The organism is Stenotrophomonas sp. SrG (assembly GCF_050031795.1).
In the GTDB taxonomy this organism is placed as follows: domain Bacteria; phylum Pseudomonadota; class Gammaproteobacteria; order Xanthomonadales; family Xanthomonadaceae; genus Stenotrophomonas; species Stenotrophomonas rhizophila_A.
Genome location: NZ_JBNBBE010000015.1, coordinates 1 through 22,860, shown reverse-complemented (window position 1 = coordinate 22,860; position 22,860 = coordinate 1). Strand labels below are relative to the sequence as shown.

Annotated in this window: 23 protein-coding genes; 14 read left to right on the top strand and 9 right to left on the bottom strand. The window is 67.1% G+C overall.

The window, feature by feature from the left end:
- Window positions 1-133: 133 nt before the first annotated feature.
- Complete coding sequence (locus ACQG3P_RS14835; RefSeq protein ID WP_426805499.1) at window positions 134-751, bottom strand: DUF6338 family protein; 618 nt, start codon at window positions 749-751, stop codon at window positions 134-136.
- Between the two features lie 293 nt (window positions 752-1,044).
- Here ACQG3P_RS14835 and ACQG3P_RS14830 point away from each other — a divergent pair, with 293 nt between their 5' ends.
- Both ACQG3P_RS14830 and ACQG3P_RS14825 read left to right on the top strand, forming a co-directional pair.
- A complete protein-coding gene (locus ACQG3P_RS14830; protein ID WP_184124209.1) occupies window positions 1,045-2,385 on the top strand; it encodes a diguanylate cyclase in 1,341 nt (446 codons plus the stop codon).
- Between the two features lie 69 nt (window positions 2,386-2,454).
- Window positions 2,455-2,916, top strand: a complete 462-nt coding sequence (locus ACQG3P_RS14825; RefSeq protein WP_068850625.1) for a bacteriohemerythrin — start codon at window positions 2,455-2,457, stop codon at window positions 2,914-2,916.
- Here ACQG3P_RS14825 and ACQG3P_RS14820 read toward each other — a convergent pair.
- Entirely contained in the window at window positions 2,897-4,192 is a 1,296-nt protein-coding gene (locus ACQG3P_RS14820; RefSeq protein ID WP_426805498.1) for an MFS transporter, read from the bottom strand. The genes ACQG3P_RS14825 and ACQG3P_RS14820 overlap by 20 nt on opposite strands.
- 232 nt (window positions 4,193-4,424) lie before the next feature.
- Here ACQG3P_RS14820 and ACQG3P_RS14815 point away from each other — a divergent pair, with 232 nt between their 5' ends.
- From ACQG3P_RS14815 to ACQG3P_RS14800, 4 genes are all read left to right on the top strand, one after another.
- On the top strand, window positions 4,425-5,777 hold the full coding sequence (locus tag ACQG3P_RS14815) for an aspartate aminotransferase family protein (protein WP_217537365.1): 1,353 nt from the start codon (window positions 4,425-4,427) through the stop codon (window positions 5,775-5,777).
- 52 nt (window positions 5,778-5,829) lie between these two features.
- Entirely contained in the window at window positions 5,830-6,708 is an 879-nt protein-coding gene (locus tag ACQG3P_RS14810; protein ID WP_426805497.1) for a plasmid replication/partition related protein, read from the top strand.
- A 131-nt stretch (window positions 6,709-6,839) separates the two neighbouring features.
- Window positions 6,840-8,132 (top strand): DUF445 domain-containing protein, encoded by a 1,293-nt coding sequence (locus ACQG3P_RS14805; RefSeq protein WP_426805496.1) that lies wholly within the window; start codon window positions 6,840-6,842, stop codon window positions 8,130-8,132.
- A 157-nt stretch (window positions 8,133-8,289) separates the two neighbouring features.
- On the top strand, window positions 8,290-8,673 hold the full coding sequence (locus ACQG3P_RS14800; protein WP_426805495.1) for a hypothetical protein: 384 nt from the start codon (window positions 8,290-8,292) through the stop codon (window positions 8,671-8,673).
- A 24-nt stretch (window positions 8,674-8,697) separates the two neighbouring features.
- On the opposite strand, the gene ACQG3P_RS14795 is transcribed toward ACQG3P_RS14800, so the two are convergent.
- Together ACQG3P_RS14795 and ACQG3P_RS14790 are read right to left on the bottom strand one after the other, a co-directional pair.
- Window positions 8,698-9,927, bottom strand: a complete 1,230-nt coding sequence (locus ACQG3P_RS14795) for an aminotransferase class V-fold PLP-dependent enzyme (protein ID WP_426805494.1) — start codon at window positions 9,925-9,927, stop codon at window positions 8,698-8,700.
- A complete protein-coding gene (locus tag ACQG3P_RS14790) occupies window positions 9,924-10,133 on the bottom strand; it encodes a hypothetical protein (protein WP_426805493.1) in 210 nt (69 codons plus the stop codon). Before ACQG3P_RS14790 ends, ACQG3P_RS14795 begins: the two co-directional genes overlap by 4 nt.
- Before the next feature lie 73 nt (window positions 10,134-10,206).
- Between ACQG3P_RS14790 and ACQG3P_RS14785 the strand changes: the two genes are divergently transcribed.
- From ACQG3P_RS14785 to ACQG3P_RS14775, 3 genes are read left to right on the top strand one after another with little or no spacing between them, the layout of a single operon-like run.
- Window positions 10,207-10,530 (top strand): DUF3649 domain-containing protein, encoded by a 324-nt coding sequence (locus ACQG3P_RS14785; RefSeq protein ID WP_414715899.1) that lies wholly within the window; start codon window positions 10,207-10,209, stop codon window positions 10,528-10,530.
- Entirely contained in the window at window positions 10,527-12,161 is a 1,635-nt protein-coding gene (locus tag ACQG3P_RS14780) for a PepSY-associated TM helix domain-containing protein (RefSeq protein ID WP_426805492.1), read from the top strand. The genes ACQG3P_RS14785 and ACQG3P_RS14780 overlap by 4 nt, the downstream gene beginning before the upstream one ends.
- Window positions 12,158-12,487 carry a DUF3325 domain-containing protein gene (locus ACQG3P_RS14775; RefSeq protein ID WP_184124227.1) on the top strand — a complete coding sequence of 110 codons (330 nt, stop codon included), beginning with the start codon at window positions 12,158-12,160 and terminating at the stop codon, window positions 12,485-12,487. The genes ACQG3P_RS14780 and ACQG3P_RS14775 overlap by 4 nt, the downstream gene beginning before the upstream one ends.
- Window positions 12,488-12,562: 75 nt before the next feature.
- On the opposite strand, the gene rlmKL is transcribed toward ACQG3P_RS14775, so the two are convergent.
- Both rlmKL and ACQG3P_RS14765 read right to left on the bottom strand, forming a co-directional pair.
- Window positions 12,563-14,707 (bottom strand): bifunctional 23S rRNA (guanine(2069)-N(7))-methyltransferase RlmK/23S rRNA (guanine(2445)-N(2))-methyltransferase RlmL, encoded by a 2,145-nt coding sequence (gene rlmKL / locus ACQG3P_RS14770; protein WP_093533951.1) that lies wholly within the window; start codon window positions 14,705-14,707, stop codon window positions 12,563-12,565.
- Between the two features lie 173 nt (window positions 14,708-14,880).
- Entirely contained in the window at window positions 14,881-15,411 is a 531-nt protein-coding gene (locus tag ACQG3P_RS14765) for a hypothetical protein (protein WP_184124231.1), read from the bottom strand.
- A gap of 57 nt (window positions 15,412-15,468) precedes the next feature.
- On the opposite strand from ACQG3P_RS14765, the gene ACQG3P_RS14760 reads away from it, so the two are divergent.
- Window positions 15,469-16,038 carry an N-acetylmuramoyl-L-alanine amidase gene (locus ACQG3P_RS14760; protein WP_426805491.1) on the top strand — a complete coding sequence of 190 codons (570 nt, stop codon included), beginning with the start codon at window positions 15,469-15,471 and terminating at the stop codon, window positions 16,036-16,038.
- A gap of 112 nt (window positions 16,039-16,150) precedes the next feature.
- On the opposite strand, the gene ACQG3P_RS14755 is transcribed toward ACQG3P_RS14760, so the two are convergent.
- From ACQG3P_RS14755 to ACQG3P_RS14745, 3 genes are all read right to left on the bottom strand, one after another.
- Window positions 16,151-17,056 carry a sulfurtransferase gene (locus ACQG3P_RS14755; protein WP_426805490.1) on the bottom strand — a complete coding sequence of 302 codons (906 nt, stop codon included), beginning with the start codon at window positions 17,054-17,056 and terminating at the stop codon, window positions 16,151-16,153.
- Complete coding sequence (locus ACQG3P_RS14750; RefSeq protein WP_426805489.1) at window positions 17,053-17,838, bottom strand: CoA pyrophosphatase; 786 nt, start codon at window positions 17,836-17,838, stop codon at window positions 17,053-17,055. The genes ACQG3P_RS14755 and ACQG3P_RS14750 overlap by 4 nt, the downstream gene beginning before the upstream one ends.
- A gap of 161 nt (window positions 17,839-17,999) precedes the next feature.
- Window positions 18,000-18,701, bottom strand: coding sequence for an FKBP-type peptidyl-prolyl cis-trans isomerase N-terminal domain-containing protein (locus ACQG3P_RS14745; RefSeq protein WP_068850599.1), 702 nt, complete (start codon window positions 18,699-18,701; stop codon window positions 18,000-18,002).
- Window positions 18,702-18,937: 236 nt separating this feature from the next.
- Between ACQG3P_RS14745 and ACQG3P_RS14740 the strand changes: the two genes are divergently transcribed.
- The 4 genes from ACQG3P_RS14740 (at window position 18,938) to pstS (ending at window position 22,689) form a co-directional block, all read left to right on the top strand.
- On the top strand, window positions 18,938-19,309 hold the full coding sequence (locus ACQG3P_RS14740) for a hypothetical protein (protein WP_426805527.1): 372 nt from the start codon (window positions 18,938-18,940) through the stop codon (window positions 19,307-19,309).
- Window positions 19,309-19,983, top strand: a complete 675-nt coding sequence (gene nth / locus ACQG3P_RS14735; RefSeq protein ID WP_426805488.1) for an endonuclease III — start codon at window positions 19,309-19,311, stop codon at window positions 19,981-19,983. The genes ACQG3P_RS14740 and nth overlap by 1 nt, the downstream gene beginning before the upstream one ends.
- Window positions 19,984-20,164: 181 nt before the next feature.
- Window positions 20,165-21,376: an OprO/OprP family phosphate-selective porin gene (locus tag ACQG3P_RS14730; RefSeq protein ID WP_068850595.1), complete on the top strand. Its 1,212-nt coding sequence runs from the start codon at window positions 20,165-20,167 to the stop codon at window positions 21,374-21,376.
- A 293-nt stretch (window positions 21,377-21,669) separates the two neighbouring features.
- Window positions 21,670-22,689, top strand: coding sequence for a phosphate ABC transporter substrate-binding protein PstS (gene pstS / locus ACQG3P_RS14725; RefSeq protein ID WP_068850591.1), 1,020 nt, complete (start codon window positions 21,670-21,672; stop codon window positions 22,687-22,689).
- The last annotated feature ends 171 nt before the right edge of the window (window positions 22,690-22,860 follow it).

The window sequence follows — 22,860 nt, the reverse complement described above, 5'->3', positions numbered from 1 at the left end:
GCAGCGCTCAACTCAGGGCCGCTTGGGGGCCGGCGGCGGGTTCGGCGGAACCTTTCGTTGGGTGCTGCGAGCCGACGGATCTGCATCCTCGGTCCGCTGTCGCCGGGAGGCCGGCAGAGGCGGATTGGATCCTTTACGTAGAAATGCCATGTTCGACTCCTTTACCAAGCATCACTTCGACCCACCTGACATCGGTCGCGTGAATGATTATGCCATCCAGATCACGCAGCTCTACTGTGTTTCCATCGTCATCGATCCATGCGGGATCCTGAATATAGAACTGGCCATTGGATGGATTCAGAGGCCATTCTTTTGGCCAACCAATGAGCCGCCTGCCGTCGATAAGGTGCAGCACAATGTCTGTGGGATTCGATCCCAGTACGCAGTACCACTCGCTTGAATGTGAGGTGCGCGAGGTCAACCCCTTTCCTCTCAGCCAGGAATGAAACGTGTCTCTGTTGACGGCGGCGGCCATCAGCGCGCCCAAGACTGTCGCCATCAACACCGAGCAGCTGAGATGACTTGCCGATGTCCAATCTCCGACGGTGAACATCCGGCCAACTGCTTCCAGCAGGACCTGAACCATCCCGGTTGCTGCATGGACGACAAACGTGAAGACCAATGCTTCCACAGTCCTTTCGAACTGACTGGGTTTGGGATGAGACGTGAACCCATAGAAGATCGATGCAGACAGGAACCCCGGCAGCAGGAACGTGAGTAGCGGGGTCACTTCCTTGTAGAGGTTGTCCATGCGTTGCGGACCAGAGTTTCGAGCACAGAGGAATCGTAAGCGGCGGAAGCACGCCCGTACGTGCATCAGCTCTCATTCCAGTCGGGTAGCGATTGATTCTTCCTACGGGTTGGTCGGCCGGAGTCGGGAGGGCTGTCACGCAGGGCGTGGCACTACGGTCCGGGAGGTCCGGGATCCGGACGTTGGGGCCGCGGATCCATGCATTTCGGTCACAGATCGGGAGATTGGGCCTAAAGTCCTGCGTGAAGACGCCGATACACCTTCCGACCCTCTCGGATTCGAGCGTACGCAACATGCCGGCACTGTTTCAGGGCGCCTTCCCCAGCGACCCCGGTGATGACCTCCCCCAGCGGATCCTGCTGGTGGAGAACTCGCGCACGTTCACCAGCATGCTCAAGGAAGCCATCGAGCAGCGGCTGGAGCTGCCGGTGTCGGTGGCGACCTCGCTGGCCGAGGCCGGGCGCCTGCTGGATGAGGAACAGGGCTGGTTCCTGGTGCTGACCGGGCTGGTGCTGGCCGATGGCGACCGCGACAAGGTGGTGGAGTACTTCCTGTCGCGCGGGTTGCGTACGGTGGTGGTCAGCGGGGTGTACGACGAGGACCTTCGCAAGCGCGTGCTGCAGCAGCAGATCATCGACTACGTGCTCAAGAACACCCCCGGCAGCATCGACTACCTGGTGTGGCTGGTGCAGCGCCTGGACCGCAACCGGCGCATCGCTGCGCTGGTGGTGGACGATTCGATGTCCGCGCGCATGTACGCCGCTTCGCTGCTGCGCATGTATGGCCACGACGTCTACGAGGCTGCCGACGGCGCCGAGGGCCTGAAGGCGATCGAGGCCCACCCGGCGATCCGGCTGGCGGTGGTCGACCAGGAAATGCCCGGCATGGAGGGCGTGGAATTCACCCGCCGGCTGCGTACCCTGCGCTCGCGCGACAAGGTGGCGGTGATTGGCATTTCCGGCAACACCGATCCCTCGCTGATTCCGCGCTTCCTGAAGAACGGCGCCAATGACTTCCTGCGCAAGCCCTTCTCGCGCGAGGAGTTCTTCTGCCGCGTCTCGCAGAACGTTGACCAGCTGGAGCTGATCGGTACGCTGCAGGACCTGGCCACCCGCGATTTCCTCACCGGTCTGCCCAACCGCCGCTGCTTCCTGGAACAGAGCACGCGCCAACTGCCGAAGCTGCAGGTGCAGGGTGAGCAGGTGGCGGTGGCGATGATCGATATCGATCACTTCAAGCACATCAACGACACCCATGGCCATGAAGCCGGCGACGACGCATTGCGGGCGGTGGCCGCGGCCGTCGCCGACCACGCACGCGACCAGGACCTGATCGCGCGCTTCGGTGGCGAAGAGTTCTGCCTGCTGGTACCGGGGCTGGAGGAAGACGAAGCCATCGGCTACTTCGAGATCCTGCGCCAGCGTATCGCCGCGCTGGAAGTGGATCTTGGTCACACCACGCTGCGGATGACGGTCAGCATCGGCTTGTGCTGCATCCGCCCGCAGCACGATTCGCTGCACCGGCTGATTTCCGAAGCCGACCGCCAGCTGTATCTGGCCAAGGCCGGCGGGCGCAACCGCGTGTGCAGCACGCGCGAGGCGACCGCCGCCCGGGAACCCGCGCTGGCGCCTTGATCCAGATCAACGCAGGTCCGCCCCGCCCTGCCTAGAGTCGTTCCCAGCGAACATCACAGGGAACGCAGCATGGCACTTCTGGTCTGGCAGGACGACCTGAACATCGGCATCGACGTCATCGACCACCAGCACATGCGGATCGTGGAGATGCTCAACCACCTGCACGTGGCACAGACCAGCCTGCACAAGGTGGCCGTGGCCGAGGTGATCGACGAACTGGTGGACTACACCATGTCGCACTTCGCGTTCGAGGAAGAGCTGATGGAAGAAGCCGGCTACCCGTTCTGCGCCGCGCACAAGCGCGTGCACGAGATCTTCGGCAAGCGCGTGTCCGAGTACCGGCTGCGTTTCCAGGCCGGCGAGGACATCACCGACGAACTGCGCACGATGCTGTCGCGCTGGCTGTTCAACCACATCCGGGGCGATGACAAGGCCTACGCCGAATCGGTCAAGCAGCACCTGAACCAGTTCGCCCGCGACCACCAGCAGGGCAGCTGGCTGGGGCGCACGCTCAAGCGGATTTTCCGCTGAGCCGGGTTGGCCGGCCCATGGCCAGCAGTGCCAGGATGGTGATCACCGCAGTCAGGCACAGGTAGTAGCCCACCGCGACCAGACCGAAACGGCCTGCCAGCCAGGTCGCCACGTACGGTGCCGGCGCCGCGCCGAGGATGCCGGCCAGGTTGAACGACAGCGAGGCGCCGGTATAGCGCACCTGGACCGGGTAGATTTCGGCCAGGAACGTGCCGCAGGGCCCGTAGGTCAGGCCCATCAGGAACAGGCCAAGCGCAAGGAACCCGACCACCAGCCACGGACTGCCGGCCTGGAACAACGGCGCGAACAACACACCGAAGCCGAGGATCAGGCCGCTGGCCACGATCATCGTGCGCCGGGTGCCCCAGCGGTCGCCGTACATCGCCGACAGCGGAATACCGGCGGCGAAGAACAGGATGCCCACCATCTGCAGCAGCAGGAACTGCTCGCGGCTGTAGTGCAGCACGGTAGTGCCATAGCCGAGGGTGAACACCGTCATCAGGTAGAACAGCACGAAGGTCGCGAACGCCCCCAGCGTGCCCAGCACCAGGGTGCGCGGGTGGTGGCGCAGCACCGTCCACATCGGCAGGCGCACGCGTTCGTTGCGGTCCAGTGCGGCCTGGAACTGCGGGGTCTCATGGATGTTCAGGCGCACCCACAGGCCTACCGCCACCAGCAGTGAGCTGGCCAGGAACGGCACGCGCCAGCCCCACTGCAGGAAGTCCGCATCGCTCATCGCGCGGCCCAGCAGCAGGAAGATGCCGGCCGAAAGCAGGAACCCGAGTGGCGCGCCCAGCTGCGGGAACATGCCGTACCAGGCCCGCTTGCCCGGTGGGGCGTTTTCCGTGGCCAGCAGTACCGCCCCACCCCACTCGCCGCCCAGGCCCATGCCCTGGCCGAACCGGCACAGTGCCAGCAGCGCCGGCGCCAGGATGCCGATGCTGGCGTGCGTGGGCAGCAGGCCGATCGCCACGGTCGACACGCCCATGGTCAGCAGCGCAGCCACCAGCGTGGCCTTGCGCCCGATCCGGTCACCGTAATGGCCGAATACCGCCGAGCCGACCGGGCGGGCGATGAACGCCACCGCGAAGGTCGCCAGCGACTGCAGCAGCGCGGCACCCTCACTGCTGTCGGGAAAGAACAGGTGCGGGAACACCAGCACCGCCGCCGTGGCGTAAATGTAGAAGTCGAAGAACTCGATGGTGGTGCCGATCAGGCTGGCCAGCAGGATGCGGCGGGGCGAATTGGCGGCGTTGGCAGCGGCAGGAGTCGACATCGTTCACGTGCGGGAAGATCAGCTGCCCGATTCTGCCACGTGACCGCCGCCCACCGTCGCGATGGTTGCACGCGAAACAACGAAACCAGCGGTAGCCCCGGCCGTTGGCCGGATCACGCTGTGCGAACGAAACCAGCGGTAGCTCCGGCCGTTGGCCGGGCCAAGCGGTCCACAACAAAGCAACGCATCCGCAAGTACAGTCCACACCATCCAACCCAGCGGATCCAGCACCATGCCCCCCACCGGAACACCGCCATCCCCGCTGCCCCAACACGCACCCACCTCCCTCGACGCCTGGTGGATGCCGTTCACCGCCAACCGCCAGTTCAAGGCCGCACCGCGCCTGCTGGTGCGTGCCGAAGGCATGTACTACCACGACGTGGACGACCGCCCGATCCTTGATGGCGCCGCCGGGCTGTGGTGCTGCAACGCCGGGCACGCGCGGCCGCGGATCGTGCAGGCCATCCAGCAGCAGGCGGCTACGCTGGATTTCGCCCCGCCTTTCCAGATGGGCACGCCGCTGCCATTCGTGCTGGCGCAGAGACTGGCCGCGCTCGCCCCCGGACCGCTGAACCATGCCTTCTTCACCAACTCCGGTTCCGAGGCGGTGGATACGGCGATGAAGATCGTGCTCGGCTACCACCGGCTGCGCGGCGAAGGCCAGCGCACCCGTTTCATCGGGCGCGAGAAGGCCTACCACGGGGTCGGTTTCGGTGGGCTGTCGATCGGGGGCCTGCCCAACAACCGCAAAGGCTTCGGCCCGCTGCTGGCGGGCAGCGATTTCCTTCGCCACACCCTGGACCTGTCACGCAACGCCTTCACCCCCGGGTTGCCCCGCCACGGCGCCGAACTGGCAGAGGACCTGGAACGGCTGATCGCGCTGCATGATGCCTCCACCATCGCGGCGGTATTCGTCGAGCCCATTGCCGGTTCAGCCGGGGTGATCCTGCCGGCGCCGGGCTACCTGCAGCGCCTGCGCGAAATCTGCGACCAGCACGGCATCCTGCTGGTGTTCGACGAGGTCATCACCGGTTTCGGCCGGGTCGGCAACGCCTTTGCCGCGCAGCGCTTCGGGGTCACCCCGGACCTGCTGACGATGGCCAAGGGGCTGACCAACGGCGCGGTGCCGATGGGCGCGGTGATGGTGTCCGATGCCATCCACGCCGCGTACATGCAGGGCCCGCCGGGGGCCATTGAGCTGTTCCACGGCTATACCTATTCCGGCCACCCGCTGGCCTGCGCTGCTGCGCTGGCGGCGCTGGACACATACGCCGCCGAAGGCCTGTTCGATCGTGCCATCGAGCTGGGCGAATACTGGCAGACCCGCCTGCACAGCCTGCGCGGGCTGCCGAACGTGGTGGACATCCGCAATTTCGGGCTGATCGGTGCGGTCGAGCTGGCGCCGCGCAAGGGCGCGCCTGGCAGCCGGGGCTTTGAGGTGTTCGAGCGCTGCTTCCGCGACGGGGCGCTGCTGGTGCGCTGTACCGGCGACGTGATCGCGCTGTCGCCGCCGCTGATCATCGACCGGGCGCAGATCGACCGGATCGTGGACGTGCTGGGCGAGATGATCCGCGCCACGGCGTGATGCCGGCGACCGGTACAATGGGCGGTCAACAGCTGCTCGCCAACCGGATTGCATGGACATCGTCGTCAAAGAAGAACTCAAGGCCTACATCGATCCGCTCACCGCCGACGAACACGAGGCGCTGGAGCGCAGCATCCTGGCTGAAGGCTGCCGCGACGCGCTGGTGCTGTGGAACGATGTATTGGTGGATGGGCACAACCGCTACGGCATCTGCCAGAAGCACGGCCTGCCGTTCCAGACGGTGCAGAACACCCGCTTCCAGTCGATGGACGACGTCCACCTGTGGATGATCGAACAGCACCTGGGCCGGCGCAGCGTGTCCGATTTCCAGCGCGGCGTGCTGGCCCTGCGCAAGCGGGACATCCTGGCCGAGCGCCACCGCGCGGACCAGGCCCAGCTGCAGCGCGAAAGCGACGGCGAGATCGCCGATGCCACGCCCGAAGGCGATGAGGACAGCCCGCCGTGGGCGCCGGCGCCGAAGGTAAGCCGCGCCGACATGGCGCGCGAAGCCCGGCTGAGCAGCAGCCAGGTGACGATGATCGAACGCATCCACAAGCAGGCCGCGCCGGAACTGGTGGAAGCGGTCAAGAGCGGGGTGATCTCGATCAGCGCTGCGGCGGCCGTAGCGGCGCTGCCGGAAGAGGAGCAGCGCGCGGCCGCGGCCGCCGGCAAGGACGAGCTGAAACAGGCCGCCAAGCGCGTGCGCGAGGCCAAGCGCAAGCCGCGCAAGCCGGTGCAGGAGGTGCTGCACAGCGCCGATGGCGAGCTGGAGGTCGATCCCAGCCGTGAGGCCGAGATCGCCGAGGCACTGGCCTCGCTGGGCGAAGGCCCGGCCGAGCTGCGCCAGCGTGTGATCGCGCTCACCCTCGAAAACGATGCGCTGCGTGTCCAGTTGGCGGCGCTTCGCCGACAGGTCGGAGACGTGGCGTAACCCGTTCTGCCGGCCAACGGCCGGCGCTACCGTCGAGCGATGTGGGAGTTCCATGGTAGCGCCGGCCGTTGGCCGGCCCTCCAGAATGCTTGTGGAGGCGGCATTCGCATCCGGGTCGATACACTTGCCGCATGAACAGCACGCCCTCGGTTGACCCCCGCCGCGCCCAGCTACGCCGCCTCAAAGCCATTGCCCTGGCGATGCTGCTGGCCATGCTGGCCGGCTTCGTCATCAGCCATCTCAACGGCGAACGCGGTATCTGGGCGTGGGTGTCCGCGTTCTGCGAAGCCGCTGCGGTCGGCGCGCTGGCCGACTGGTTCGCAGTGGTGGCGTTGTTCCGCCACCCGCTGGGCCTGCCGATCCCGCACACGGCGATCATCCCGCACAGCAAGGAGCGCATTGCCGACAGCCTGGCGGTGTTCGTGCGCGACCAGTTCCTGGAACCGCAGGCACTGCTGGCCCGGCTGCAGGTGTTCGACCCCGCCAGCCGGCTCGGCAGCTGGCTGGCTGATCCCGCACGGTCGCGGCTGCTGGCCGACATGGCGCGGGGCTGGGCCCTGCAGGCGCTGGATTTCCTGGACGAAACCGCCGTTCGCCGCAGCATCCAGTCGTTCGTGGTCGAGCAGCTGCGGCAGTGGAACGCGGCGGCCACTGCCGGCGAGCTGCTGGGCCTGCTCACCGCCGACAACCGCCACCAGCGGGTGCTGGACGAAGGGCTGACCCGGATCAGCCAGTGGATGGACAACGACGCCGTGCGGCAGCGCGCTTCCGAACTGATCGTGCGTTACATCCAGCGCGAATGGCCGAAGCTGGCCAGCACGGTGAACTGGGTCAAACCCATTGATGAAATCGGCGACAGCCTGGCCGAGCGCATGGCGCACGCGGTGCTGGCCGAACTGCAGCAGATCCTGGCCGAGCCGGAACACCCATTGCGCAAGGATTACGAGGCGTGGCTGGGCGACTACATCCAGCGCCTGCGCCACGACCCGGCACTGGCGGAAAAGGTCGACCAGCTCAAGCAGCAGGTGATCGACCACCCGGCGGTGCAGGAGTACGTCCAGGGCCTGTGGGCGCGCATCCATGCCAGCCTGCGCGCCGATCTGTCCAGCGAATCGTCTGCGCTGGCCGGCCACCTGCAGCGCAGTCTGGGCAAGATCGGCCAGGCGCTGCAGGAGGACCCTTCACTGCGCGAGGCGCTCAACCAGCACCTCATGGATGGCGCCGAGCGCCTGACCAGCCGGTTGCGCGAAGGCGTGACCAGCCATATCGCGCAGACCGTGAAGGGCTGGGACGAGCGGCACCTGGTGGAGCAGCTGGAGCTGAGCGTGGGACGCGACCTGCAGTTCATCCGGTTCAACGGCACCTTGGTGGGTGGGTTGATCGGGCTGTTGCTGCATGCCCTGACCGTTTGGATGCGTTGGTAGCGCCTGCCCTGCGCAGCCACGCAGGGCGTGGCTCTACCTGTGTTTGTGGCAGGCCCGGTTGACAGATTGCCCGGGTGTTTTTGAGACGTGGTTCGCGTATTCTGCCGCGCATTCAGGGCTGGAGTGGCCCACCGGGGGAACCATGCGAAGGACGATCATGACGTTGGCGCTGTGCGCGCTGGCCTGCAATGCCCACGCCGGGCGCGTGTACAAGTGCGCGAACGGCAGCCAGACCATCTACCAGACGGTACCCTGCCCACCCGAGCAGGACACCGGCGTGACCCGTCCGATTGTCAAAGACCCCAACCTCACGTGGGAAGAGCGCACCCGCGCCCAGCGCGACCTGCACCAGGCCCGCCGCCGCATGCAGGCTGACGCTGGCCGTGGAGAGCCCCCGGTGCGCGGCACCGTGATCGACGGCGCGGCCAATCCGGAGCAATGCGAAGAACTACGCGCCCGACGCGAGATCAGCGAGATGTTCGGACGCCCCGCACCGGAGCGGATCGATACCGAAATCGCGAAGGCCTGCAGTTCGCGCTGAACATCTAGCGGCAGGAAGTCCTGCCTAACCAGCAACTGCGCGCACGGCGTCGATCAACGACTGTATCTGCGAGGGGGCGGTAAAGATTCCCGGTGTCACGCGTACGCAGGCGCCGGACGCCAATCCCTCGCGGGCCACCACGAACACACCGGACTGTTGCAGCATGCGCTCGGCCGTGGCGGCGTTGGCGTCCAGGCTGACCTGCCCGCGCAGGCGGAAGGCGGCGATGGCGCTGGACAGACGCGGATCCGGTGACGCCAGCAGCTGGATCCGGGCGTCGTCGCGCAGCGCATCCAGCCACTGGTTGCGCAGGCGCAGCAGGCGCGCGCGCTTGTTTGCCACGCCGATCCGCTGGTGCAGCGATACCGCGGCCGGCAAGGCCATGACCGCCGCGAAGTTGACCGTGCCGGTGTGGACGCGGCTGTCGATATCGCCGGTGTCGGTCTCGCCCATGCAGGGATCCAGGTCCTGAACGCGTCCGCGACGCACGTAGAGCGCACCCATGCCGACCGGTGCGCCGATCCACTTGTGCAGGTTGATGCCGACGAAATCCGCGCCCAGCGCGTGCAGCGGCGTGTCGACCTGGCCGACGCCATGGGCCGCATCCAGCACCACGTCCGCGCCGGCCGCGCGGGCCAGTGCGCTGATCTCCGTCACCGGCAGCAGCATGCCGTTGCGATGGCCGACCTGGGTGAGCAGCAGCAGGCGGGTGCGCGGGTAGCGCGCCAGCGCCTGGCGGTAGGTGTCCACGATGCCGTCATGGTCGAACGGCTCCGGCAGCACGATGCGCTGTACGTCCACGCCCCTGCGTTCGCGCAGCCACTGCACGGCAGCGATCGCGCTTTCGTGGTCGGTGTCCGCATACAGCACGGTATCGCCCGGAGACAGGTGCCGATAGCCGGCAATCAGTACCTGCATCGCTTCCGTCGCGCCCCGGGTCAGCGCGATCTCATCCGGGCCCACGCCGAGCGCTTCGGCCAGCGTTGCACGCGCGTGTTCCAACAACGCCGGGAACTGCCGCCGCCCGAACCAGGCATTCTCACGGTTCACGCGTGCGGTGGCGCGCTGATACGACTGCAACACGGGCCGCGCCATCGCGCCCCAGTAGCCGTTGTCGAGCATGACCACCTCGCCGGTGAGGTCGTACAGCGCCGCTACCTGGGACCACCAGTCCTCATCGGCTGCCAGCCTGTCAGGGTCGCGCCCGGCGGGATCGGGCAAGGCGTCGAGAGCGTGCAGGTCTGCGTCGGTCATGCGGCCAGTATTGCAGCCGCCGCGCGAAGAACGGGTGGCGCGAAGCGCCTGTCAATCTTGCCGAAGCGAATGATAATGACTATCATTAGCGCACTGCATGCTTGCTCGATGCCGTCCTGCGCGCCGCCGATGGTGGCGTTGCGGTGCGCGACAGAGGCAACACCGTTCTCCAGGGATACCCCCGCCCTGTGCGGCGGCTTGGCCACGGATGGCCACCCTCCCCCTGTCACCGGCCCCGGCCGGTGACGTTCGTTGTTCGACCCGACATTGCAGGTTCCCGTGGACAGCACGCCTGATGCCAGCTGGTTCAACCGCTTCGGCGGTTTCTTCGACCGCCCCTGGCTGGGAGTGCTGTCGCGTTCGTTGGCCGCGATCTTCGGCGGCTACGCGCTGGCCGCCACCTGCGCGATGTTCTTCGCCGTGGCCCTGCCCATCGCCCGCGCGCAAGCGGTGCTGACCGGCATGCTGGTGGCGATCGTGCTGTGCGCCTGCGCCGCGCTGTGGGCGTTCGCCACCCGGACCGCACTGCGCGCCTGGATTGGCATCGCCGCGCCCACCGCGTTGTTCTGGCTGGGCACCCTCGCACTGGGAGCACGTGCATGAAGAATGGATTCCGCCAGTCCATGGCCTGGCTGCACACCTGGACCGGGCTGCTGGTGGGCTGGCTGCTGCTGCTCATCTTCATGGCCGGCACCGCCAGCTACTACCGCGAAGAAATCAGCCGCTGGATGCGCCCGGAGCTGCCGCGCAGCAGCGTGTCCACCGAGGTCGCCGCCGAGCGCGCGGTGACCTTCCTGCAGCACAAGGCGCCGCAGGCCGAAAGCTGGAACGTGACCCTGCCCGATCCGCGCAACCCGGCCATGCGCATGTTCTGGCGCAACCCCGAATCGATGGTGAAGCCACAGGCCGAAGGTGAAAAGCGCCGCCGCGGCGGTGGCCGCTTCGGCGATGCCACGGTGGACCCGGCCAGCGGCGAGGAAGTGGCCGCGCGCGAAACCCGGGGCGGCGATTTCTTCTACCGCCTGCATTTCGACCTGCACTATATCCCGGTGCTGTGGGCGCGCTACCTGGTGGGTTTCTGCGCGATGTTCATGCTGGTGGCGATCATCACCGGCGTGATCACCCACAAGAAGATCTTCAAGGATTTCTTCACCTTCCGGCCGGAGAAGGGCCTGCGTTCGTGGCTGGACTTCCATAACGTCAGCGCGGTGATGGCCCTGCCCTACCACGCGATGATCACCTACACCGGCATAGTCACGCTGATGTTCATGTACCTGCCGCAGGGCGTAAGCGTGGCTTATCCCAAGGATGAGGACGCGTTCTTCAGCGAGGCCTTTGCGCGCCTGGCCGATCCGGCCGACGCCGCCGAAGGCAGCGCGGCGCCGCTGCCGATCCAGCAGCTGCTCGACAGCGCGCGTGCCGAATGGAAGGGCGCGCAGGTCAGCGGCTTCACCGTGTTCCACCCGGGCGCGGCCAATGCGGTGATCGACATCTACCAGCGCGATGGCAAGCGGCTGTCGATCGACACACCATCGCTGCGCTACCACGCGGTCAGCGGCGCACTGATCGAGACCAGCCCGGAGCCCGGCGGCGCCACCCACACCCGCGGCGTGATGTACGGCCTGCACCTGGCCCGCTTCGCGGACTGGGGCCTGCGCGCCCTGTTCTTCCTGTCCGGCCTGGTGGGTTGCCTGATGGTGGCCAGCGGCGTAGTGCTGTGGGCGGTCAAGGAACGCCCCAAGCACGCCAAGGCCGGCAGGATCGGCTTCGGCCTGCGGCTGGTGGATGCGCTCAACATCGGCGCCGTGGCCGGCCTGCCGATCGCGTTTGCCGCGTACTTCTGGGGTAACCGGTTGCTGCCGCTGGAAATGGCGGAACGCGCCGACGCAGAAGCCAGCGTGTTCTTCTATGCCTGGGCCGCCGCCCTGCTGGCGGCCTTCGTCTGGCCCAAGCGGTTGATGTGGGCCTGGCAGCTGTACCTGGGCGCGGCCTTGTTCGCCCTGATCCCGGTGATCAATGTGCTCACCACCGATGCACATCTGGGCGTAACCCTGCGCACCGGCGACTGGGCGCTGGCCGGGTTCGACCTGGTGATGCTCGCCTTCGGCGCGATGCTGGCGTACTGCGGCCTGCGCATGCAGCGTTGGCAGCCTGCGCTGAGCGCGGCCGAGAAGAAGCGGCGCCAGGCCGCTGCCCTCGCTGCCACCGCGAATGCCGCCGAGGCCAGCGCATGATGCTGCTGGCGCTCACATTGAACTTTTCTGCGTTCACCGCCCTCTCGCTGGCGATGGAAAAGCACCAGCTCGACCTGCATGGCAAGGCGCACGCCGGCCCCGCGCGCATGCGGCTGTGGCGTTGGCTGGGTTGGGCATTGCTGGCGACCGCGTTCGGCATCTGCGTGGCCGACCACGGCTGGGCCGCCGGCCCGGTGCTGTGGCTGGGCGCGATGACGGTCAGCGGCCTGCTGATCGCCTTCGGCCTGTATCCCTGGCGACCGCGCTGGATCGCGCCGCTGGCCTGGGCGTTGCCGGTGCTGGGCCTGGGCGCCGCCGCGCTGTAGAGCCGACTGTCAGTCGGCTGCTCTTCCGGTGGCAACGGGAACTCAAGTGCAAACCGACCAACAGTCGGCTCTACATCACGCCCCGTAACGCCTCAACTCCCACGCGCGGTGGATGCGCGGGTTGCGCTCGAAATCGTCGCCGATGGTGTCGGCCGAGATCTCGCGGCACTCGGCGAATTCCTTGATCGCTTCCTCGTCCAGCTTGAAGCGGCGGAAGTTGTTCGAGAAGTACAGCACGCCTTCCGGGCTCAACCGCGCCACGGCCGCACGCAGCAGCCGCACATGCTCGCGCTGCACGTCGAAATCCTCGGCGCGGGCGGAGTTGGAGAAGGTCGGCGGATCGCAGAAGATCACATCGAACCGATGCCGCTCGGCTTCCAGCCAGGCCAGTGCATCGGCCTGGATCAGCTGGTGCTGGCTGCCGCCCTTGCCGTTAAGGGCCAGGTTGTCGGCGCACCACTGCAGGTAGGTACCGGACAGATCCACGCTGGTAGTGGAGGCCGCACCGGCCACCGCTGCCTGCACGCTGGCCACGCCGGTGTAGCAGAACAGGTTGAGGAAGCGCTTGCCCTGCGCTTCCTTGGCCATGTGCCAGCGCAGCGGGCGGTGGTCCAGGAACAGGCCGGTGTCCAGGTAATCGAACAGGTTCACGCGCAGCAGTGCATCGTTTTCGCGCACCAGCACGAATTCGCCGCGCTGTTCGAAGCGGCCATACTTGCTGCCGCCCTTGCCGCGCTCGCGCGACTTCAGCGCCACCTGCTCGGCCGGCACCTGGAATACCTCGCGCGCGGCCGAGAGCAGCTCGTTGCGGCGGCGGCGCACGTCCACGTCCGGAATGGTGGCCGGCGCGGCGTATTCCTGCACGTGCAGGAAGGTGCGGCCAGCGCCACCGTCTTCTTCGTACACGTCGATCGCGGCGGCGTACTCGGGCAGGTCGGCGTCATACACGCGGTAGCAGGTGACCTGCTCGCGCGCCTTCCAGGTCTTGAACCTGCGGATGTTCTTGCGCAGCCGGTTGGCCACCATCTGCGCGCCTTCGCTGAGCTCGCGCGGCTGGCCCGCGTTCTCGCGCTGCGGTACGGCGATGGGATCGCATACGATCAACGCGCACTCGATGGCGCCGTTGAACAGCTGGTACTTCTTGTTCGCGCGCAGCCCGGTGGCGAACGCAAGTTCGGCGCTGCCGCACAACAGGCTGGCCCGCCACTGCGGCACGGCGCGCTTGAGCGCGTCGCCCAGGCGGCGGTACAGCACCGCATCGGCGGCCAGGCGTTCGTCATACGGCGGGTTGCACACCACGCAGCCGGTTTCCTGCGGCGGAACCTGCACGTCGGCCACGTCGCGCACGCCGACCCAGATCGCCTCGGCGACACCGGCGGTCTCCGCGTTTTCCTTGGCCGCGCGGATCGCATGCGGGTCGATGTCGCTGCCGTGGATGACCTGCTTGAGCGCGGCGCGCCCGGCCTGCTCGCGGGTGCGCGCATCGGCCATCAGGGCGTTCCAGGCCTCGCGGTCGAAGCCCAGCCAGCGGCTCGGCGGAATGCTGCCATGCCGCTGCAGGCCCGGGGCCACGTCGGCAGCCATCAGCGCGCCTTCGATCAGCAGCGTTCCGCTGCCACACATCGGGTCCAGCAGGCCGCCGCCTTCGGCATGGATCTTCGGCCAGTTGGCGCGCATCAGCACGGCGGCCGCCAGGTTTTCCTTCAGCGGGGCCTCGTTCTGCGCCATGCGCCAGCCGCGCCGGTGCATCGGGCCGCCGCCGAGGTCGATCGAGATCGAGGCGCGGCCCTTGCGCAGCGACAGGTTGATGCGCACGTCCGGGAACTCGGTGTTCACCGACGGTCGTTCCAGGCCCTGCGCGCGCAGGCTGTCTACCACGCCGTCCTTGACCCGCTGCGCGGCAAAACGCGCGTGGGTGATTTCGGTCCCAGACACATGGGCGTCCACCGACAGGGTCAGCTCGGGGCTGATGTGCTGCTCCCACGGCATCGAGGAGACGCCCTGGTACAGCGATCCCTCGTCCGGGCAGTCGAACTCGGCCAGCGGCCACAGCACCCGGCTGGCCAGGCGCGACCACAACACGACCTTCAGTGCCTGCGGCAGCTCGCCCTCGGCATTGACGCCGGAAATGGTGGCAGTGGCCCTGGGCAGGCCCAGCGCCAGCAGTTCGTCGGCGAGCAGGTACTCCAGGCCCTTGGCGCAGGAAACAAAGAATTTCACGGGATCGGTATCGCAGGTCAGCAGGAAGGGGGTGCCCACGGGCACCGCGGGCGGCCCGGGCGCAGGCGCCGGACCGTCCATTGTACGTGACCCGGCCGCACGCGGCCGCGTAGCGCCCGGCTCTGCCTGGCTGGCCGAACCGCTACCGGAATGCAGCGGGTCAGAGCCCCGCTCTACCGGAGGGTGGCGAGCAGGGCCTCGAAGGCCTGCGCGGAGGCGTCCACGTGATTGTTCAGGCGGTGGCCGTCGTCCACCAGCAGCAGACGGGCTGACCGGGCCTGGGCCCAGGCAATCACATCGGCGGCGGGAATCAGTTCGTCGTGCCAGGCGTGGACCACGCTGGTGGGCACGCGGGCGGCATCCAGCGCCGGCATCGGCCCCATCCGGGTCGGCGGCACCATGAGGAACAGACCCCGGGTCGGGACCTGCAGCGAGGCGATGGCCGAGATGTAGGCACCCAGCGAGGAACCCGCCAGCACGACCGGGCCTTGCGCGGCGGCGGCGCTGGCGCGCTCGACCAGGCGCTGCAGGCGGGCACGGACATCCCCCACGCTGCTGACCTCACGCAGGGCATCCAGGTCGGTGTAATCGGGCCGTTCGTGGGTCCAGCCCAGCCGCTCGGCCACTTCGGCCAGGGCGGTTACCTTGGTGGCGTCCGGGCCGCTTTCGAAGCCGTGGGAAAGAATGCAGTGGCCGCGGCTCATGCAGCCACCGCGTGGAAATCGATGTAAGCGCTCATGCCTGAATGCTAGCATCGGCGCATGCCCGACCGCGCCCCGCCCCGCATCGATTCGCAGCCGCTGCCCTACGTGGCGCAGCTGGGCGAGCGCGCGCCGGAGGACATCGATCTGGTGGTCATCCACTGCACCGAACTGCCCGACCTGGCCATGGCGCGCAGCTACGGCGAGCGCGTGCTGTACGACAGCGGCAGCGGCAACAGCGGGCACTTCTACATCGACCGCGACGGCAGCATCGTCGAGTACGTCCCGGTCGAGCGCGTGGCTCACCACGTCAGCGGGTACAACCCGCGTTCGGTCGGCATCGAGCTGGTCAACACCGGCCGCTACCCGCACTGGCTGGATTCACGCCACCAGGCGATGGACGAACCCTACCCGGAGACCCAGATCGCGGCCTTGATCAACCTGTTGCAGCATCTGTGCGACACCCTGCCCGCCCTGCACCACATCGCCGGGCACGAGGCGCTGGACACCCGGGAAGAAGTAGCCAGCGACGACCCGGACCGGCGCGTGCTGCGCAAGCGCGACCCGGGCCCGTTGTTCCCGTGGCCGCGGGTGCTGGCGGCGGTGACGCTGAGTCCGCTGGGGGGGTAGAGCGGACTGTCAGTCCGCTGCCGTTGGCGTATAGCCTGCGGTCTACGCGGAGAGCAGCGGACTGACAGTCCGCTCTACCTGCGCCATCGTTGACGCCCTGGGTGACGGCCGATCAGGCGCCGGTCGCGACCGGTCGGCTTGAATCGCTGACCCACCCGCTCCACGAATCGGCATAGACCCGCGCGCCGTGCAGCCCGGCCACTTCCATCGCCAACAGCAGATGGCAGGCGGTCACGCCCGACCCGCACATCAACACCACCTGCTGCGGATCATGCGTCCCGATCAGCGGCCGCAGCGCGGCCTGCAATTCGGCTGCGGGCCGCAGGCGGCCGTCGGCCACATTCAACGCGAACGGGCGGTTCACCGCCCCGGGCACATGCCCCGCCACCGGATCCAGCGGCTCCACCTCACCCCGGAACCGTTCACCGGCACGCGCATCCAGCAGCCAGCCCGGCGCATGCTTCAAGCGCGCGGCGATCTCGTCCACCGACGCCACCTGGCGGGTATCGAAACGCCCGGGATAGGCCGGCAACGGCAGCACCTCGGGCACGTCCGTGGTCAACGGCAGACCGGCCGCCTGCCACGCCGCGAGGCCGCCATCGAGCACCGCCACCTGTGTATGTCCGATCAAGCGCAGCAGCCACCACGCGCGCGCCGCCGCCATGCTGCCGTCGCCGCCGTCGTAGACCACGACCTGGGTATCCGGACCGATTCCCCAACGCCCCAGCGTGGCGGCGAACGCACCGCTGTCCGGCAACGGGTGGCGGCCGTGGCCGACCACGCTCATGTCCGCCAGGTCGCGGTTGACGTCTGCGCGCAGGGCGCCGGGCAGATGCCCGGCGGCGTAATCGCGCGCGCCGGACTGCGGATCAGCCAGCGAAAAACGCGCATCCAGCACGCGCGGCGCCGCACTGGCGGTGGCGCGTGCATCCAGCAGGCGCGTATCCCCCTGCGAAAGCGCGCTGGACAGCGTCGCCACATCGACAAGGGTGGTCCACGGGGTCGGGTTCGCGGTCATCGTTCCAGTTGCTCCAGGCGGCGACGCAGGTTGTAGAGGATGGCGGCGGTGGCGCCCCAGATGCGCTGGCCCGGCCAGCCGTATTCCAGCACGTGGCGAATGCGGCCGCGGTGGTCGATCTCGACCTGGTGCAGGTTGGCCGGGTCCATCAGGTAATCGAACGGCACCTCGAACACTTCGGCCACTTCATCCGGCTGTGGCACCGCCACGAAACCCGGGTCGATCACCGCCACCACGGGCATCACCCGGTACCCGGTAATGGTCACGAACGGATCCAGGTAGCCCAGCACCTGCACCTGGTCGTGCGGCAGCGCGATTTCTTCGTTGCTTTCGCGGATCGCGGCGGCCACCGCGTCGCGGTCGTCCGGCTCCTGGCGGCCGCCCGGGAAGCCGACCTGGCCGCCATGCTGGCGCAGCGTATCGGTGCGCCGGGTCAGCAGCACCTGCGCGCCGCTGGCACGCGGAATGATCCCGGCCAGCACCGCCGCTTCCACTGGCGGGCCGGGCGGCAGCAGGTCGGCCAGTTCACTGCGGTTCCAGCCATCGCCACCGGGGGGTGCATCGAGCGGGTGCAGCGCGCGCAACAGGCGCTCGTGGTCGGCCAGTGAGCCACCCAGCGACTGCCGCAGCTGCTCACGCAGCGGCAGCACCTGCCGCATCACATGTTCTTGTTCGTGTCGGGTCATCGTCGACCAGCGGGTGATTTCATCCACGTTGCGCAGGCAGCCGCCGCACAGGCCGGCGCGATCAAGCGCGCAGGTTCCGATGCAGGGGCTTGGCATGGCATGGGCGGGGGTTTCCGGAAAGTGCACCGGGCAACAGTAACGCGAATGGCGCGGTTCCAACACTGCGAGAGCCGACCAACGGTCGGCGCTACGAATGTGCTGAAAACAAAAAACGCGCCGATGTTGCCATCGACGCGTTTTGTTGTTTTCAGCCGTTCTTATTTGACGCTGACCAGCTTGATTTCAAACTGCACGGCGACGTTCGGCGGGAACGGGGTACGCGGGTCGGCACCGTAGGCCTGTTCCGGCGGCAGGGTGACTTCCCACTTCGAACCGGCCGGCATCTGCAGCAGCACTTCGCGCATGGCCTTCATTTCGACTTCGCTGACCTTGATCGACGGGATCTGCTGCGCCGGGCGGGCTTCGGTCGGACGGGTGCCGAACGGGTACGGGCCGGCCACTTCCAGCTGCACGGTGCTGGCCTGGGTCGGCTTGGCGCCCTTGCCGGCTTCGATCACGCGGTACTGCACGCCGCTCGGCAGCGCCTGCACGCCGGCCTTGGCCTTGTTGGCGGTCAGGAAGGCAGTGCTCTTGGTCTTGTTTTCGGCGGCAGCCTTTTCGTACTCGGCCTTGGCGGCAGCAGCACGACCCTGCTCACGCTTCTGGAAGGCTTCGACGGCCGGCTTCAGCTGGTCGGCGGTGATTGCCGGCTGCTTCTTGGCGTAGGCATCCTGCAGGCCCTTCACCACCGAATTGATGTCCAGCTGTTCGCCGCGACCGGTGAGCTCAGCCAGGTTGTTGCCGTAGTCGTAACCGAAGTAATAGCTCAGCTTGCCCTTTTCGGACGAAGTGTCCTGGGCGAAGGCATTGCCCGTCAGGGCCAGGGCCGCGACGGCGACCGCGATAGAACGCAACTTCATCAAACGTTTCTCCAGGGGTGGTAACTCAGGACGCATTGGGCCGCCCTGAGGCGACGGGTTAGGATAGCCGCCGCAACGTTGAACCGCCACTAACGACGAAGGCTATGACCTGCTTTCGTTTCCAGAGTTCAAAATCACTTTTTTTTAACGTTTTACCAGGAGTTTCTGCCGTGGCCGACGCGCCCCTGACCGTTGCCGACGATGGTGCCACCCCAGCGCCCGGGGTCAACCGCCCCATGGTTCAGGGAGGTGACGCCGCCGGGCCAGCGCCGGCGCGCCTGCTGCAGCTGGTGCTGGCGGATGGCCTGGACGCCGCGCTGGACGCCGGCCTGATGGACTACGTGCCCGGCCCTGGCGACGACGCCCTGCTGCCCGGCCACCCGGACCTGCCCGCCCGCCTGCTGCAGGCCCAGCAGCAGCTGCAGCGCGCCTGGGCCGCGCGTGACCGTTACCGCCATCGCGCGCAGCGGCTTGCGCGCCGCGCGGCCGAACGCGATGCGCGACGCGCGCCGCCGGCCCCCACTCCCGATCTGAAGCCCGCCCTGCCGCCTGCGGCTGCCGCGATTCTTGCGCGCGCCAAAGCCAGGGCTGCTGGAAAGCCTTCCTGATGACCCCTGTTGCAAAGGCCGCTCCGCGCAGTGCGCGCATGCCCAAGGCCGACGTCGTTGAAATGTTCACCCGCCTGCGCGAACTCAATCCGCATCCGAAGACCGAACTGGAGTACAGCTCACCGTTCGAACTGCTGGTCGCCGTGGCGCTTTCCGCGCAGGCCACCGATGTGGGCGTCAACAAGGCCACGCGCAAACTGTTCCCGGTGGCCAACACGCCGCAGGCAATCCTGGCGCTGGGCGAGGACGGGCTGAAGAAGTACATCGCCACCATCGGCCTGTTCAATGCCAAGGCGAAGAATGTCATCGCCACCTGCCGCCTGTTGATCGACCAGCATGGCGGTGACGTGCCGCGTGACCGCGCCGCGCTGGAAGCCCTGCCCGGGGTCGGGCGCAAGACCGCCAACGTGGTGCTCAACACTGCGTTCGGCGAACCGGTGATGGCGGTGGATACGCACATCTTCCGGGTGGCCAACCGCACCGGGCTGGCCCCCGGCAAGGACGTTCGGGCAGTGGAAGACCTGCTCGTCAAGGTGATTCCGGCCGAGTTCCTGCTCGACGCCCACCACTGGCTGATCCTTCATGGCCGCTATGTGTGCAAGGCGCGCAGGCCGGACTGCCCGCAGTGCGTGATCCGTGACCTGTGCCGCTTCAAGCAGAAAACCGCCGCCTGAGCGACGGCGGCGACTGCCATCTGGGCGCAACCGGGCAGTCATCTGATTCGGGCAGTTTGAGCAACCCCAGCAGCCGCCGTGCCCGGGCCTGGGGCTGCTTTGTCTGAAACTGTCATATTTACGCAATCTTCACTTATTAGCCTGCGCAGCATCTTCCCACCTGCCTGCAAGGCTCCTTTCCATGAAACTGCATCGCCAACTCCTCACTGCGGCCGTGGCTGCTGCGCTGTTCGTGCCGGCCGCCCACGCTGAAGTGGCCATCGACGTGATCGGCGGCTCGGAGATCACCTTCGAAGGCCTGGTCCAGGCCGACGGCAACTGGTTCGACAACGATGTGACCGATCTCAACGGTGGCGATGCCGCCAACGGCAAGGACAGCGAATTCGAACTGCGTCGCGCCGAGCTGGTGCTGAAGGGCAAGGGCCCGGGCAACGTGGAATGGGTGGTCGGCTACGACGCCAAGGCCGACAAGTTCCTGGACACCAACGTCAAGTACAAGCTGGCCGGCAACGCCAACCACTTCGTGCAGCTGGGCCAGTTCAAGCAGCCCAACAGCCTGGAAGAGCTGTCCAGCACCAAGAACAACGACTTCATCTCCAAGGCTGCGGTCACCAACACCTACGCCGTGGCCCGCCGCCTCGGTGGCGCCTACAGCTTCGGCGACAACAACTGGTCGGTCACCGCCAGCGCCTTCGGCCGTGAGCTGACCCGTAACCTGGCCCACGGCAGCGGCTACGGCGCACGTGGCACCTGGGCGCCGATCAACGACAAAGGCCAGGTCCTGCACTTCGGCCTGAGCTATGTCGACTACGACACCGACGCCGACACCCTGCGCGTGCGCGCCCGTCCGAACGCCGACCTGGCCACCGCACGCCTGGTCGACAGCGGCAACATGACCGACACCGACCGCGTCAAGACCATCGGTGCCGAAGCCATGTACATCGGCGGCCCGTTCAAGGCCCAGGCCGAGTACTACACCAGCGAAGCCAAGCGCATGACGCGCGACAACTACACCAGCGACGGCTTCTATGTCAGCGGGCTGTGGAACATCACCGGCGAGACCTGGGGCTACAAGAGCGGCGTGCCGACCACCGGCCTGCCGGACGAGCCGGGCCGTGGCATGTGGCAGCTGGGCGCGCGCTATGACTCGATGAACCTGGATGATGGCCATCTGAACGCCAACCCGGTTGCCGGTCGCCCGCCGATCGTGGACGGCGTGCTGGGCGGCAAGATGGATATCTGGACCGTCGGCGTGAACTACTACTGGCGCTCCAACACCAAGTTCGCCCTCAACTACGTGATGGTGGACAGCAAGAAGTACAGCTCGGCCACGCGCACCTTCGTCAACGACGACCCGAACATCCTGGAAGCGCGCCTGCAGTTCTTCTGGTAAGTCCTGATGTAACTGTGTGATGGAGGGGCGCAGCTTGGGCTGCGCCCCTTTTTCGTTCCGGTTCCATGCGTTACCGGACGTTGAACCGTTCACTGCAGTCGTCTGGCGACCGACCCTACCCCGCACACCGCCATCGCACGTGAGCGCATAGAGCCACGCCCTGCGTGGCTGGAACTGCCCACCAACGGTGTCACGGTTGCGTCATATGACAGTCGCTGCGCTGTCATCGAACCGTTATGGAATAGGCACCGGGCGGGAAACCCCGCACCACCATCCATCCCAGGAGCCACCCCGTGATCCACGCCTTCAAGTCGCGCGCCGCTGTTGCCGTCCTCGCCGCGTCCTCCGTGTTCGCCGCCAACGCCGCCGATGTGACCGGCGCGGGCGCATCGTTCATCTACCCGGTCATGTCCAAGTGGTCGGCCGACTACAGCACCGCGACCGGCAAGAAGGTCAACTACCAGTCCATCGGTTCGGGTGGCGGTATCGCCCAGATCAAGGCGGCCACGGTGGACTTCGGTTCGTCCGATGCCCCGTTGAAGCCGGAAGATCTGGCCGCGGCCGGCCTGGCCCAGTTCCCGTCGGTGATTGGCGGCGTGGTGCCGGTGATCAACGTGGCCGGCATCGCCCCGGGTGCGCTGAAGCTCGATGGCGTGACCCTGGCCAACATCTTCCTGGGCAAGGTCAAGACCTGGAACGACCCGGCCATCGCCGCCCTCAACCCGGGCGTGAAGCTGCCCGACGGCAAGATCACCGTCGTGCACCGCTCGGACGGTTCGGGCACCACCTTCAACTTCGTCAACTACCTCTCCAAGGTCAACCCGGAGTGGAAGTCCAAGGTCGGCGAAGGCACCTCGGTCCAGTGGCCGGTCGGCATCGGCGGCAAGGGCAATGAAGGCGTTGCCGCGTACGTGAAGCAGATCAAGGGTGGCATCGGCTACGTCGAACTGTCCTACGCGCTGCAGAACAAGATGTCCTACGCCGCGATGAAGAACGCGTCGGGCAAGGTCGTGCTGCCGAGCGACGAGTCGTTCGCCGCCGCTGCCGCCAGCGCCGACTGGGCCAACGCCAAGGACTTCTACCTGGTCATGACCAACGCCCCGGGCGCCGAAGCGTGGCCGATCACCGCCACCAACTTCATCCTGGTCCGCAAGCAGCCCAAGAACGTCAACAGCGCCAAGGCGACCCAGGAGTTCTTCCGCTGGATCTACAAGAGCGGCGATGCCCAAGCCAAGCAGCTGGACTACGTGCCGCTGCCGGACGCCCTGGTCAAGCAGATCGAGACCTACTGGTCGCAGAACCTGAAATATTGATTGAAAGGGGTCACGGCCAACGGTCGTGACCTACCAGGCAACGGTGTCGCCAGGTCCTCTCTCCCCCTGGCGGCACCACCGGCGCGGACCGAAAGGTCCGCGCTTTTTTTTTTAATCTGCCGCGAGCGTTGAGGGCCCCGCCGGTGGATCGAGCGCCGGGGCGCCATGCCA

Coding starts and splice junctions, on each gene's coding strand:
- ACQG3P_RS14835 (WP_426805499.1), bottom strand. CDS start 751: ATGGACAACCTCTACAAGGAAGTGACCCCGCTACTCACGTTCCTGCTG.
- ACQG3P_RS14830 (WP_184124209.1), top strand. CDS start 1,045: ATGCCGGCACTGTTTCAGGGCGCCTTCCCCAGCGACCCCGGTGATGAC.
- ACQG3P_RS14825 (WP_068850625.1), top strand. CDS start 2,455: ATGGCACTTCTGGTCTGGCAGGACGACCTGAACATCGGCATCGACGTC.
- ACQG3P_RS14820 (WP_426805498.1), bottom strand. CDS start 4,192: ATGTCGACTCCTGCCGCTGCCAACGCCGCCAATTCGCCCCGCCGCATC.
- ACQG3P_RS14815 (WP_217537365.1), top strand. CDS start 4,425: ATGCCCCCCACCGGAACACCGCCATCCCCGCTGCCCCAACACGCACCC.
- ACQG3P_RS14810 (WP_426805497.1), top strand. CDS start 5,830: ATGGACATCGTCGTCAAAGAAGAACTCAAGGCCTACATCGATCCGCTC.
- ACQG3P_RS14805 (WP_426805496.1), top strand. CDS start 6,840: ATGAACAGCACGCCCTCGGTTGACCCCCGCCGCGCCCAGCTACGCCGC.
- ACQG3P_RS14800 (WP_426805495.1), top strand. CDS start 8,290: ATGACGTTGGCGCTGTGCGCGCTGGCCTGCAATGCCCACGCCGGGCGC.
- ACQG3P_RS14795 (WP_426805494.1), bottom strand. CDS start 9,927: ATGACCGACGCAGACCTGCACGCTCTCGACGCCTTGCCCGATCCCGCC.
- ACQG3P_RS14780 (WP_426805492.1), top strand. CDS start 10,527: ATGAAGAATGGATTCCGCCAGTCCATGGCCTGGCTGCACACCTGGACC.
- ACQG3P_RS14775 (WP_184124227.1), top strand. CDS start 12,158: ATGATGCTGCTGGCGCTCACATTGAACTTTTCTGCGTTCACCGCCCTC.
- ACQG3P_RS14765 (WP_184124231.1), bottom strand. CDS start 15,411: ATGAGCCGCGGCCACTGCATTCTTTCCCACGGCTTCGAAAGCGGCCCG.
- ACQG3P_RS14760 (WP_426805491.1), top strand. CDS start 15,469: ATGCCCGACCGCGCCCCGCCCCGCATCGATTCGCAGCCGCTGCCCTAC.
- ACQG3P_RS14755 (WP_426805490.1), bottom strand. CDS start 17,056: ATGACCGCGAACCCGACCCCGTGGACCACCCTTGTCGATGTGGCGACG.
- ACQG3P_RS14750 (WP_426805489.1), bottom strand. CDS start 17,838: ATGCCAAGCCCCTGCATCGGAACCTGCGCGCTTGATCGCGCCGGCCTG.
- ACQG3P_RS14745 (WP_068850599.1), bottom strand. CDS start 18,701: ATGAAGTTGCGTTCTATCGCGGTCGCCGTCGCGGCCCTGGCCCTGACG.
- ACQG3P_RS14740 (WP_426805527.1), top strand. CDS start 18,938: ATGGTTCAGGGAGGTGACGCCGCCGGGCCAGCGCCGGCGCGCCTGCTG.
- nth (WP_426805488.1), top strand. CDS start 19,309: ATGACCCCTGTTGCAAAGGCCGCTCCGCGCAGTGCGCGCATGCCCAAG.
- ACQG3P_RS14730 (WP_068850595.1), top strand. CDS start 20,165: ATGAAACTGCATCGCCAACTCCTCACTGCGGCCGTGGCTGCTGCGCTG.